Genomic DNA, 12,733 nt, shown 5'->3' on the forward strand with positions numbered 1-12,733 from the left:
TCTCGTTTTCTATTTTTCGGCAAAAGTATAACAAAATCTATCATTTCCAACTATTATCCCAAAATATTTCATTATTTTGTTCATCAAAATTAATTTTTCGGGATAATACAAACAAATAATCTGATAATCTGTTGACAAATGCTAATACTTCAGGAGAAATTGTACAAGTTTCGGACAAAGCCAGAATACGTCTTTCGGCTCTCCGGCAAATAGTACGGCAAACATGACAAACAGCTGCTCCACGACTTCCTCCGGGAATAATAAAAGCACAAAGCTCCGGAAGTTGTTCGTCCAGCTTATCAATCTCCCGCTCAATATTCTCCACGTTTTCGGGAGTTATGATGCTAGCAGGTTTCAGCTGTGTTTTCTCCTGATCGGTGGCGAGGTGTGAACCGATAGCAAATAGCTTATGCTGGATACTTAAGATGAAACCACGGTCTGATTCATCTTGCAGATAGGTGTTCAACCATCCCAGATGAGAATTTAATTCATCTACAGTTCCGTAAGCTTCCAAACGGATATGGGTCTTCGGGACGCGGCTTCCACCAACAAGACTGGTAGTTCCTTTATCTCCGGTCTTTGTATATACAAGGCTCTTTTTCATGATCTTCTTTTTTACAGTTACTATAAGGTAAACGTACAAAGGTTCTTAGAAGTTGACAATATACTGCTGTTTTATCTTCGTTTTATCAAAAAATAATAAACCGAGGTCGTAGAGGTCAAAAGTGATGCCTACTCTTTCATCGGTCTGCAGCTTTTTCCAAAGTGTTTTCATCTCTTTGGAATAACAAATGCCATGAACAACAAATACACTTTTAGGAGTAGTGCGATGTGCGCAGATCCGGAAGACTTCTTCCAGTAAGTCGGGATTCCGGTAATCATTCAGATACAGAAAGTCGACTGAAGTGTCTGCATCCAGAAACAGTTCCGACAAGTCGGATGCAAAAAGGTAGGAAGCCGACGGTTTAGCGGATTGTAAGTAGAGGGTTGTAGAGGACGGACGCCCAACTTCTATGATTGTATCAGGCTGTACTCTGTTCACCAACCGGAACAGGAAACGGTTCACTTTTTGAGAACCTTTCGTCCACCCACGCTCTCTCATCATCTTTTGCTGTTCTTTTTTCAAAGAAGAATAGGCATAGTAAGGCATCTTCTCATAAATCACATCGGTAATCAGACTAAAAGCAAAAGGGGAATGTACGCCATATCCGCAACGATAACGAAAGCGGGAAAGCCAGATAAAAGGTCTTTTTATACAGAGTAGAAGATTCATAAAACAATCATTCGTATTTTTATTCTCCCGACAAAGATATATTTTTTTATTGAAAAAGGGTCGGTTCCCATCAAGAACCGACCCTCATACTCATTTATTCCAAGTTACTACTGTAGTCTGAATGATACCGGTACAGTAAATTTCACTCGAACTTTCTTACCATTTTGCACTCCGGGAGTCCATTTCGGCATAGAACTTATCACGCGGATAGCTTCTTTATCCAAATAAGGATCAACCCCTCGCACAACTTCAGGATTGGAAATCGTTCCGTCTTTGTCTACAACAAACTGAACAATGACTTTTCCTTGTGAACCTGTTTCCTGCGAAATCGTCGGATATTTGATATTACTACTTAAATATTTCATTAAAGCAGCTGTACCTCCAATAAACTCCGGCATGACTTCAACACTTACGTGAATAATGTCTTCAACTACCGTTTCTGTTTCTACCACTGGGGGTATCCAAATAACGTCACGAACTGCATTCATATCCTCTGACACTGTAGAAACGTTATCCGTCACCTCCATATTGTTTTCCACTATTTCGAACAATTCTGTTACCTTAGTTTCGGGAGGAGGAGGCGGTTCCAGTTTCTCGTCTGGGAATGTGATTGGAACTAGCTCTGTTACAAAGATGGATTCATCATCTGGTGATAGTGCTGCAACTCTGACATCATGTTGTGTCCATTCGAACGAAACGAACATGAAGGCTAGCGCAACAACCAAACCCATCAACAACCAAGAACCCCGTTGATTCTCAATTGCAGCCTTTTTTGATTTCTTGGCTTCCATAAAAAATGTGTTTAAGTAATTAATAATAGAAAATATATAGTATATATACTACTTTTCGTTTTTCCTCTTAAGCATTACTTAAAGTGCTCTCTCGCTGCAATAAATATAATCTTTTTATGGATAGGTTGTTACGACGTCTCTTGTTTATTTTATTCTTTTTTCTTCTTTTGGATAAAATTTACGAATAATTCATTTGAGGTTATCAGGATTCGGACAAATACATTGAAGTCCAGCAGGGTTGCTTTTATGGTATTCTGAAGCAAGTGTGTTCGATGAGGCTGTATCGCGCAGCTCTGGTAGCTATTACAGGAAAAGCAATGCTCTTCAATCCCAGAACGGACAATACATTCAAGCTCTTTTTAATAATACTGTTAATGGATTTCTCTACTGTAAATTCGTCCTTTTGAGACCAGTCTATCGTAATTGCATAGGATAGATGCAGAAACTCCTCCACCCATTGAAAGATAAGCGTCGTCAGCACTAACAATAACATCCGTCACTGCCGAAGTAATATCTCCGAATTTGATTATCAATCTTGACTTACCAAACTGGCAGGCTTTATCTATCTCATGCTTTTATAGAAGATATATGTGTTGACAAAGCATTTCTCAATATGCATTAATTATAAAAAAATAGCCCACAATTAGATAGATATAACTACCGCTACTTTTTTGCTTGTAGTTCCTCTTTAACTTCATATTCTTCATTATCTCATAAAAAAATCGCTCCACCTAAGTTGAATATATGTTTTCACCTTAAATGGAGAACATACATCCAACTTTAGTAGAACGAAAACTAAAGGGTAGATTAAATAAATATTTATGAAAGGACAGGAAATAAACATAGCCTCATAACAGACAATCTTTTATAATCATCCATATGATAGGTTTAGCTTAAATTCACAGTACTTATTGTGCTTTTTTCTTTTTCTTCTCGTTATCCTTCTTACGCATATCCTGATACTTCTTATATTGTTCATCGGTCAGAATGCTTTTTATTTTAGCATCGACTTCCTTCTTTTTCTTTTGCATTTCTTCTCGTGAAGGTTTTTCATCCGATTTATTTTTTGCAGGTCTCATCTCTTCCATTGCAGCTTTAAAATCTTTGGCCTGCTTTTCATTCAGTCCCAAATCAGTAACCATTTGTTCTATGCGTTTCTCTCTATCAGCTTTTCCTTTCTGACGATTTTGAGCCATACATACAGTTGAGCCAATCAATAGTGCAACTGCCAAACTTAAAATTTGCTTTCTCATAATTCTAAATATCATATTAAGTGAGTAATGTATGTTAGACCTCACTAAAGTTTGAAAGTTAATTCTACGATGAAAAGAAAATCTGCTTTTTTACATTATTTATTGTTTCTCCACATTATAAATATTCAGCCGGATATGAGTGTCATTCAATTATTTCCATTACTCTTCCCTACCTCCTCCTAGTGCTTGATACAGATTGATTATTCCTTGTATCTCCTGAAACCGGTTACTCACCTGTGTCAACTGTGCTGTCAGTAGAGTTTGCTGGGCGGTGAGGACTTCAAGATAAGTGGAATTTCCATGTTGCATAAGCAGCTGTGTGCTGGTAACAGCCGTTTGTAGAGAAGAGATCTGGCGCCGGTAAAGATCGGATTTATCCCGGGCCGTTTGATTTTGCTTCAAAGCGTTGTTCACTTCAGCACCGGCATTGAGTAGGGTTTGCGTGAAAGACAACTTCGCTTCTTCCTGTTGCGCTTTAGCTATTTTTAGACTGGCTATATTCTGCCCCTTATTAAATAAGGGCTGCGTAAGGGAGCCAACAGCTGACAGCAACAACTTACCCGGATTCATAACCACCTCACCTACTCCATTTGTCCACCCGGCAGAACCGCTGAGGGTGATGGATGGATAAAAGGCAGAGCGTGCCTCATTTGTCGTGTAAAAGGCTTGCGCCAAAGCCAATTCTGATGATCTGACATCAGGACGATTAGCAAGAAGTTGTAAAGGGATACCTACGGATAAATCCTGTGGCAAAACCTGTCCGTCCAGTGTGCCACGACGGATAAATTGCGGAGTTTCTCCCAGCATCAGGCAAAGACTGTTTTCCGCCTGCCTGATTTGTTCCTTTAAATCCAAAACAGTGGTACAGATGGAATAGTAGGTAGCTTCGGTTTGTGCCAAACCTGCTTCGTTACCTTGACCGGCATTCTTCAAAGCTTGCATAACGCGTACACATTCTTTCCATTTTACTTCTGTTTCCTCGGAGATGGCCAATTGAGCATCCAGCATTAAAAGTGTATAATAGGTATTCGCCAGATTGGCTATCAATTGTGTCTTAACAGCGAGTTCATATTCCTGACTTTGAATATAAAGAGCTTTAGCACGACGGTTGGCATTCGTCAGCCGACCGAAGATATCAATTTCCCAAGAGGAAGTAATAGGCAGGGAATAGCTCTGTCCAGCTTTCCCCTTATCGAAACTGCTCACAGTGCCCTGCGGTGAAAAAGCGAATGAGGGCAGATAAGCCAGGCGGGCCGCACTAAGTGAAGCACGGGCTTCTTCCACTCGCCAGTGAGCGGACTGTAGATCGGTGTTATTCCGCAACCCCTGCTCAATGAGGGATTGCAGATGAGGATCGACGAACAATTGACGCCAATTCAACTTGGCAATATTATGAATTGTATCAGAAACCGTTTCCGCCGCCCCAAAAAGATCTTCGGGGACGGTCGTTGCCGGTTGATATTTTGTATAGATGCCGCAACTACTCAGCATGAGCGCCATTATGGCAAGGGTGATGATATTTCTTTTCATTTCTTCTTATTCTCCAAATATTGTTTTCTTTCTTCATCGGCTTTCTCCACCTCTTCCTTTATCTGCCAGTCGGCAACAGTGGCTTCAAACTGAATCGGTCGCACTTTCTCCTGTATTGCCTGGAAGACAATAAACATAGCCGGCACAATGAATAACAGTGCCAATGTACCCACCAGCATACCGCCTACCACACCCGTACCGAGTGAACTGTTTCCGTTGGCTCCTACGCCAGATGCTAACATCAAAGGTACCATACCGAAAATCATCGTCAGTGCCGTCATAAGAATAGGACGCAAACGATCTTTAGCAGCAATAAGCGCAGCAGACGTCAGACTCATACCGGCACGACGGCGCTCGGTAGCATATTCGGTGAGAAGAATAGCAGTTTTTGCCAACAGACCGATAAGCATGATAAGTCCTGTTTGCAGATAGATATTATTCTCCAATCCAAGCAATTTGGCAAAGAGGAAGCTACCCATCAATCCGGCCGGAACACTAAGCAGGACGGCAAACGGAACGAAGAAACTCTCATAAAGCGCACTCAATAGCAGATAAACCATCAATAGGCAGATAGCAAAAATCACGATGGTGGTATTACTCTGATTGCTCTCCTCTCGCGCCAGTCCGCCAAAATCGAAATCATAGTTGGCGGGAAGTACACGGGCAGCAGTTTCCTGTACGGCACGGATGGCTTCACCCGAACTGTACCCTTCGGCAGGCATGGCATTGAGTGCAATGGAGTTATACATATTAAAACGGTTCAGGCTCTCGGCTCCATATACTTTGGTCAGTGTGACGAACTGACTCAACGGTGCCATCTCTCCATTGCTCAAGCGAACAAAATGACGGTTGAGCGAAGCCTCATCCAGACGATAATTCGGATCAGCTTGCACCATCACACGATAGACGCGCGAAAAGCGGTTAAAGTTGCTGACATAGCTACCTCCATAATATCCCCCCAAGGTAGAAAGCACCTCATCAGGCATGATTCCGGCACGCAGACACTTAGCAGCATCCACATCGACCTGCCACTGGGGATAGTTGATTTCGAAAGATGAAAAGGCCATTGCCAGTTCAGGCCGCTGATTCAACGAGTCGATAAACTGGCGAGTGATGCTGAAAAACTCTGTGAGATCACCTCCAGCCTTGTCCTGCATTTGGATATCGAGCGCATTACCCATATCATAACCAGGTATCATACCCGGAGCCATGGCAAAAACTGTGGCATCCTTGATATCTCCGGTACGGGCATAAATCTGTCCGATTACTGCCTGCACGTGATCTTCTTCCTCCGGTCGTTCATCCCACGGAGTAAGGCGAACAAAGAAAATACCGGAAGAATTACCCGCACCACCCATTGACCAACCGGTCACTTTGAGTACCTGTTTCACCTGTGGGATTTGCTGAATACGTTCTTCTACACGGTTCATTATGCCATCGGTAGCATAGAGCGAGTTACCCGGCGCAGTGGATACGGCAACAAACACCAGTCCCTGATCTTCATCGGGCACAAGGCCTGTTTTGGTGCTGTTCATCAGCAGGGCAAGGATTACGACTGTCCCGGCAACAAAGGCGCCCGTCAACCATTTGCGACGGATAAAGAAGAGAACTCCTTTTTTATACCGCTCTGACAATGATTCGAACGCAGTGTTGAACGCACGGCGGAAACGGGCTGCGAAGTTTTGCTTCTGTGTGCCGTCCTCATTGGTATAGGGACGCAGAATCAAGGCGCAGAGGGCAGGACTTAGTGTCAATGCATTGATGGTAGATATACCTACCGCCACAGCCATTGTCAGACCGAACTGCGTATAGAATGTACCCGAAGTCCCACTCATGAAAGACACCGGAATAAATACCGCCATAAACACCAGTGAAGTGGTAACGATAGCACCCGACAGTCCTTTCATTGCATCCACACTGGCCATATAGGGCGAACGGTAGCCGGAATCGAACTTGGATTGCACTGCCTCGACCACAATAATGGCATCATCCACCACTGTACCGATGACCAACACTAATGCGAAAAGCGTAATCAAATTGATACTGAATCCTACCAACGCCATGAAAGCGAAAGTTCCGATAAGAGAAACAAAAATACCCACCAGCGGAATCAGTGTAGAACGAATATCCTGTAAGAAAACATATACCACAAGGATTACCAGCAGAATCGCTTCAATCAGTGTCTTCAATACCTCATGGATAGAGGCGAAGAGAAATTCGTTGGTACTCATCAGCTGGGTTATTTCCGCCCCTTTGGGAAGACGTTTGGAAGCGTCTGCCAGAAAAGCGTCAATCTCACGATTAATCTCTGTGGCATTAGAACCGGCAGTCTGATAAACCATACATGACACACCGGGTTTACCATTGAAACTACCTTGATAAGAATACGATTCTTGTCCGAGACTGATGTTGGCAATTTCTTTTAAACGAAGTACCTCACCATTCTTAGTGCTGCGGATCACGATCTCTCCAAATTCCTCAGGAGTCATCAATCGACCGCGGTATTTCATGGTATACGCTTTAGCTTCCTTGGAATTCTCACCAATGGAGCCTGTTGCAGCTTCAATGTTTTGTGAGGCCAGTGCAGCAGTCACGTCGGAAGGAATCAGCTTGTACTGTGCCATGACGTCAGGTTTAAGCCATACGCGCATGGAATAGACACCACCCATCACCTGCACATCTCCCACTCCGGAAATACGCAAGATGGCAGGTTTCAAGTTAATATTGATATAGTTCGAGAGAAAGTTCTCGTCTAATGAGCTATCGGGACTATGCAAGGTAAATATCTGGAGCATACCGTTCTGTCGCTTATTGACACTGACACCCACACGGGTCACTTCCGCAGGAAGTTGTCCGGCAGCTTTTGACACACGGTTCTGTACATTGACAGCGGCCATGTCCGGATTGGTACCTTGCTTAAAGTAAATGGTTATTTCGGCTGAACCGGCATTGGAAGCACTGGAAGTCATATAAGTCATGTCTTCCACACCATTGATGGCTTCCTCCAACGGAGCGATGACACTCTTCTGCACCGTTTCAGCACTGGCACCGTCGTATGCAGTGTACACCTGGACAGTAGGCGGGGCAATATCAGGATATTGCTCCACGGGTAGGGTGAATAACCCGATAATCCCCACCACTACAATCACAATGGAAAGGACGGCGGAGAGCACGGGGCGTTCTATAAATATTCGTAAGTTCATTGTTTTTTCAATTTTGAGTTAGTTACTTCTTCTTTGTTATCGGCATTCCATCCTGTAGTAGTCCGACACCTTCTGTCACGATTTCATCCCCTACGGCAAGTCCGTTCGTCACGATGTAATCCTGTCCACCGTCCACACGCTCCACACTTATTTGGGTAGAATGCGTTTTGCCATCCACTACCTTATAGACAAAGACCTTGTCCTGCACTTCGTATGTTGCTGCACGAGGGATAATGATACCGTCTTTGTAGACCGCCGGCACCACCACATTTCCCGAGCTTCCACTATGCAGCAGTCCGTTCTTGTTGGGGAATGCTGCCCGTACACTGACGGTTCCTGTCGAAGCATCCACTACTCCGCTGATAGTTGCTATGGTACCTTTTTCCTCGTAGGTAGTCCGGTCATTCAGCACCAGTTCGATAGCAGGCATCGACTGCAAAGCCTTCTCTTTAGAACCATATTGGCGAATGAGTCCTAAGAGTTGATTTTCCGTCATTGAGAAGTAAACATACATGTCCGAGTTGTCTGATACAGTAGTTAGTGGCTGTGCCATTCCGGCACTAACAAGTGTACCAACGCGATAGGGAAGTGTACCGATCACTCCATCCGAGGGACTTTTCACTTCGGTGTAGGAAAGGTCATTGGCAGCACTCAGCTCCTGCGCTTTGGCTTGTGCGCGTCCGGCTTTCGCCATCAACAGATTATTCTCGGCCGTTTTCAATTCATAAGCCGAAATGACGTTTTGAGCAAAGAGTTCTTTCTTGCTATCGTAAGTCAGTTGTGCCGTAGCCAATGTAGCACCGGCTGCTTCCATATTCGCCCGGGCTGTGGCCAAAGCTGCCTGATAGGGAACCTGGTCGATGATGAAAAGCACTTGTCCACGTTTCACCGCCTGTCCCTCGTTTACACACAATCGGGTGATGGTTCCCGTCACCTGCGGAAAGATAGCAATATCCTGCTTACCCTGGATAGCCGCCGGGTATTGGGTAGAAAGAGTTTTATTGACTGGTGCCACCTGCATCGTCGCATATTCCGATACAGACTGCGAATATTCTCCTCCTCCGTTCTTGCATCCGGCAAGAGTAAGGAGTGTTGTCAGCATGAAGATTTGCCACATTTTGTTTGTTTCCATTTTCATAAAATTCAATGTATTATAGTGATTGATTAGTTCTCACAAGAGCGGTGCAAAAGTAGGTGTCAGCGCCCGCTCCCGCAATGTAATTCTGGTCAAAGCCGGATTTTTGGGGGACGAAACCGCAGAGATAAGTGGTGAAACGGAATGAATGAAGCCAAAGACCTACCCTCTTCATATAAAGTTGTGATGAAGATGTAATGCTATTTGGTATTATTTACTACTTTTGCCCAAACAAAGATAAGAGTCCATCCTAATAAATAGACTTGCATTTCAGACTTGATTACGCAGTTATGATAAGAAAACGTATTTATCTCACAGCCGCAATATTCCTGCTTGTGGTAAGCTTTTCCGCTTACTACCTCTATCGTGTGAACCGCTCCGCACGCAGCCGTCTGGAGTATGCCAACGGACTCATTGAAGTGAATCCACGAAAAGCACTGGAAGATGTGGAACAGATAAACCGTACTTTCTTGAGCGAAAGGAACTACATGATGTGCGATTTAGTAAAAGCCGGTGCTCTTATCGGCATACAGGAATATCTTGTGCCGGATTCGCTACTTAACATCGTCAGTCCTTACTTCAAATATAAAGCGGACTCATTACACCTGACGGAAATATATTACTACCGGGGCGAGATAGCCCGCCACTCTAATTTCCTGCTCGAAGCCGTAGAATATTTCACCCTCTGCACACAATACAACAACGATGTGTACGATCTTCGCGAACTAAACTTCTACCTCAACAACTTCAAAGGGCAGGTTTACCACACTAAGCACATGATGAAAGAAGAGAAAGAGGCCAAACTCGCCGCCCTCTCTCTAGCCAGGGAACTAAACAATCCCTCTCTCATTGCCGAAGCCTACTCTGAACTCACCCACTATTACGCCCGGACAAATGACGGTGATGAGAGTATTCCTCTGCTCAAAACAGCTTCTATGAAAGGCTACTCCGGCTCCTTGCAAGCCCGGTTATTATTCCTCCTTAGCGAAAAATATGCCGACAAGCACATGTCCGACTCCGCTCGTATCTATGCTCTGCAAATCCCGCATTTATATCAGGACTCGGTCGACTATCTGCTCGGCAAGATACATTCCGATCTTCAACAAATCGATTCCGCTCGTTTTTACCTAAACCGAAGCAGTCAGAGTAATAACCCCTTTATCTGCCTGAAAACCTATCGCCAGTTGACAGATCTGAATATACGTACCGGTTCTCTCAATGGTGTATCAGACTGCTTGGAAAGACTGACGCACTATCAAGCACAGATAGACAGCATCGCTTATAACGAGGACCTTGCTCAAATAGAGAATGTGGATAAACTTCGAAAAACGATCCGTGACTCCGAAGTCGCAGAGGCAGAATACTACCGGTACTGGGTCTTCTATTGCCGGATTATTGTCATTGCTTTTACCGTCATCCTCATTCTAATGTCTATCTCCATCATTCTGCAAAAGAAGAAAAAAAACCTGCAACTGAAACGTCAGCAATCACGCCTTGACGCACTGAAGATGCAGATAGACCCGCATTTTATATTCAATAATCTCAGCATCCTGCTCGACCTGGTAGAGACGGGAGATGCCACAGCTCCCATCTACATCAAATGTCTCTCCAAAGTTTACCGGCATATCGTAGCTAATGTAGATAAGAATCTTTCATCCGTTGCCGATGAATTATCCAGTCTGGAGGCTTATATCTTCCTACTCAAAATACGGTTTGAGGATGCCATACAGGTAGAAGTACAAGTTCAGGACGCTATCCGCGAGAGACAGATCCCTCCCATTGTATTGCAGATGTTACTGGAGAATGCTATCAAGCACAATCAAGTGTCGGAAGAAACACCGCTATTCATCCGTGTATATTCTGATGGGAACAAATTGGTAGTGGAAAACAACTGCAAACCTCTTACTCCGAACTCTTCCACCCACCACATCGGGCTGCGAAATATCAAAGAGCGGTATCAGCTCACTGGTGCTCCCGCCCCTGAAATCTATCAGGATGAACACATCTATCGTGTCACCCTTTCAACGCTTTAAACGAAATGATAAATTCCATGAAAGTTCTGATTATAGAAGACGAAAACCACAGTGCCGAACGCCTGCAACGTTACATCTGTGCACTGCACCCTGATTACGAAATTTCCGGCATCACCAAAAGTATTGTCCAAAGCATAGATTTCCTCCAACGGGAGCAGCCGGACCTGATATTCTCCGACATCCGCCTACAGGATGGATTAAGTTTCGACATTTTCCGTCAAATGGAGATAGTCTCGCCCATCATTTTCACCACTGCCTATGACCAGTATGCTATACAGGCATTTAAATTCAATAGTATCGACTATTTGCTGAAGCCTATCGACTCGGATGAATTGGAAGCAGCTATACAAAAAGCGATAGAAAGAATATCCCCCTCATCTCCTACTACCACTGCCCCGAATCTGGAACAGCTGTTGGAATACCTGAGTGGGGCTATTCCCACCCCTCATTATCGGGAAAGATTTCTGGTATCCCGCAGAGACGAATATATCACTATCGAAGTCCAAAACGTCTGTTTCATCCACTCTCAACAGAACATAACCCGCCTTTATCTGACGGATGGCACCTCTGCCACCATTCCTTCCACATTGGACCAACTGGAAAAGGAAATGAACCCTACTTCTTTCTTCCGTGCAAACCGCCAGCATATGATACAGGTGGGGCACATTAAGAAAGTCAGCAACTGGTTCAACTATAAATTAAAGGTAGAAATGAACGGATATCCGCAGGAGGAAATTCTGATAAGCCGGGAGAAAGCTGCCACATTCAAGAAATGGCTGGACAGATAACGACTGACTAGCTCTATAATCAAGATTTGCTGGGGTGTCATACCGAAAGATCAGGACACCCTGCAAACACTGGCAGTACATAGTACAACAACACACTACACAACTACAACCTATAGAAGTAATAATCCGGAAATTCTAACGAAAAATCCGAAAAACCACTAATCATAATAATAAAATACCGGCACTTTTTTCTTTAATGCGGGGATGTACATTTCATCCTGTTTTATCAGATTATCCACGAAAGTGACATCAAAGCCCGTAATATCGAACCAATTCTTATAACAAAGTACCAGATTTAATGGATCAGTTGTAATTCTTGGGGGATTTGGTTAAAATGCTTATTTTTGCATTATGAAAACGAACTCTAAAACTCCACTTCTTCCGGCTGATATTTTAAGCCTATTTCTGCCTTCCGGTATCCTTGAGTACTTCACCGTTGTTGATAGCCTTTCTCAAGAGACCTGCTTTATTCTCTTTTTAGAAGAAACCCCGGTTATTCCTTCTGAACTGTCCCATTTATCCCTTCATTCGAAAGGCTTTTTTCCTGAGATAGAAGTTCAGGATTTTCCTATTCGCGGCAAAGCCGTTTACTTGCGTATCAAACGTCGTCGTTGGGAAGATCCTTCAACCGGTCAGACTTATAGTCGTGACTGGAATTTAGTAGCCACCGGTACTCGCATCACAGCTGAGTTCGGTGCTTTTTTAAAAGAATTACTTAGATAATCAT

At 43.8% G+C, this 12,733-nt stretch carries 11 protein-coding genes; 3 read left to right on the plus strand and 8 right to left on the minus strand.

Annotated elements, in window-relative coordinates:
• Window positions 1-40 precede the first annotated feature (40 nt).
• The 8 genes from NXV01_RS02495 to NXV01_RS02530 all read right to left on the minus strand — a co-directional run bounded on the left by NXV01_RS02495 (window position 41) and on the right by NXV01_RS02530 (window position 9,182).
• Entirely contained in the window at window positions 41-604 is a 564-nt protein-coding gene (locus NXV01_RS02495; protein ID WP_148365544.1) for a cob(I)yrinic acid a,c-diamide adenosyltransferase, read from the minus strand.
• Between the two features lie 45 nt (window positions 605-649).
• Window positions 650-1,273, minus strand: a complete 624-nt coding sequence (locus tag NXV01_RS02500; RefSeq protein ID WP_148365545.1) for a hypothetical protein — start codon at window positions 1,271-1,273, stop codon at window positions 650-652.
• Between the two features lie 107 nt (window positions 1,274-1,380).
• A complete protein-coding gene (locus NXV01_RS02505; RefSeq protein ID WP_008997801.1) occupies window positions 1,381-2,064 on the minus strand; it encodes an energy transducer TonB in 684 nt (227 codons plus the stop codon).
• Between the two features lie 244 nt (window positions 2,065-2,308).
• Window positions 2,309-2,557, minus strand: coding sequence for a hypothetical protein (locus NXV01_RS02510; protein WP_229128672.1), 249 nt, complete (start codon window positions 2,555-2,557; stop codon window positions 2,309-2,311).
• 415 nt (window positions 2,558-2,972) lie between these two features.
• Window positions 2,973-3,317 carry a hypothetical protein gene (locus NXV01_RS02515; RefSeq protein ID WP_195650249.1) on the minus strand — a complete coding sequence of 115 codons (345 nt, stop codon included), beginning with the start codon at window positions 3,315-3,317 and terminating at the stop codon, window positions 2,973-2,975.
• Between the two features lie 159 nt (window positions 3,318-3,476).
• Window positions 3,477-4,847, minus strand: a complete 1,371-nt coding sequence (locus NXV01_RS02520; protein WP_259021644.1) for a TolC family protein — start codon at window positions 4,845-4,847, stop codon at window positions 3,477-3,479.
• Window positions 4,844-8,050 (minus strand): efflux RND transporter permease subunit, encoded by a 3,207-nt coding sequence (locus NXV01_RS02525; RefSeq protein WP_259021645.1) that lies wholly within the window; start codon window positions 8,048-8,050, stop codon window positions 4,844-4,846. The genes NXV01_RS02520 and NXV01_RS02525 overlap by 4 nt, the downstream gene beginning before the upstream one ends.
• Window positions 8,051-8,072: 22 nt before the next feature.
• The gene (locus NXV01_RS02530; protein WP_409012912.1) at window positions 8,073-9,182 is read right to left on the minus strand and encodes an efflux RND transporter periplasmic adaptor subunit; all 1,110 of its coding nucleotides are present in this window, start codon (window positions 9,180-9,182) and stop codon (window positions 8,073-8,075) included.
• Between the two features lie 293 nt (window positions 9,183-9,475).
• Here NXV01_RS02530 and NXV01_RS02535 point away from each other — a divergent pair, with 293 nt between their 5' ends.
• The 3 genes from NXV01_RS02535 (at window position 9,476) to NXV01_RS02545 (ending at window position 12,729) form a co-directional block, all read left to right on the plus strand.
• Window positions 9,476-11,218, plus strand: a complete 1,743-nt coding sequence (locus NXV01_RS02535) for a histidine kinase (protein WP_195650246.1) — start codon at window positions 9,476-9,478, stop codon at window positions 11,216-11,218.
• A gap of 17 nt (window positions 11,219-11,235) precedes the next feature.
• Window positions 11,236-12,006, plus strand: coding sequence for a LytTR family DNA-binding domain-containing protein (locus NXV01_RS02540; protein ID WP_259021646.1), 771 nt, complete (start codon window positions 11,236-11,238; stop codon window positions 12,004-12,006).
• Window positions 12,007-12,357: 351 nt separating this feature from the next.
• Window positions 12,358-12,729: a transposase gene (locus tag NXV01_RS02545; protein WP_259021647.1), complete on the plus strand. Its 372-nt coding sequence runs from the start codon at window positions 12,358-12,360 to the stop codon at window positions 12,727-12,729.
• Window positions 12,730-12,733: the final 4 nt, after the last annotated feature.

The sequence above is a fragment of the Bacteroides sp. BFG-606 genome (assembly GCF_024788145.1).
GTDB classification, from domain to species: Bacteria; Bacteroidota; Bacteroidia; order Bacteroidales; family Bacteroidaceae; genus Bacteroides; species Bacteroides vicugnae.

Excerpts from the sequence above, each read along its gene's own strand:
- NXV01_RS02495 (WP_148365544.1), bottom strand. The coding sequence starts at position 604 with ATGAAAAAGAGCCTTGTATATACAAAGACCGGAGATAAAGGAACTACC.
- NXV01_RS02500 (WP_148365545.1), bottom strand. The coding sequence starts at position 1,273 with ATGAATCTTCTACTCTGTATAAAAAGACCTTTTATCTGGCTTTCCCGC.
- NXV01_RS02505 (WP_008997801.1), bottom strand. The coding sequence starts at position 2,064 with ATGGAAGCCAAGAAATCAAAAAAGGCTGCAATTGAGAATCAACGGGGT.
- NXV01_RS02510 (WP_229128672.1), bottom strand. The coding sequence starts at position 2,557 with ATGTTATTGTTAGTGCTGACGACGCTTATCTTTCAATGGGTGGAGGAG.
- NXV01_RS02515 (WP_195650249.1), bottom strand. The coding sequence starts at position 3,317 with ATGAGAAAGCAAATTTTAAGTTTGGCAGTTGCACTATTGATTGGCTCA.
- NXV01_RS02520 (WP_259021644.1), bottom strand. The coding sequence starts at position 4,847 with ATGAAAAGAAATATCATCACCCTTGCCATAATGGCGCTCATGCTGAGT.
- NXV01_RS02525 (WP_259021645.1), bottom strand. The coding sequence starts at position 8,050 with ATGAACTTACGAATATTTATAGAACGCCCCGTGCTCTCCGCCGTCCTT.
- NXV01_RS02530 (WP_409012912.1), bottom strand. The coding sequence starts at position 9,182 with ATGGAAACAAACAAAATGTGGCAAATCTTCATGCTGACAACACTCCTT.
- NXV01_RS02535 (WP_195650246.1), top strand. The coding sequence starts at position 9,476 with ATGATAAGAAAACGTATTTATCTCACAGCCGCAATATTCCTGCTTGTG.
- NXV01_RS02540 (WP_259021646.1), top strand. The coding sequence starts at position 11,236 with ATGAAAGTTCTGATTATAGAAGACGAAAACCACAGTGCCGAACGCCTG.
- NXV01_RS02545 (WP_259021647.1), top strand. The coding sequence starts at position 12,358 with ATGAAAACGAACTCTAAAACTCCACTTCTTCCGGCTGATATTTTAAGC.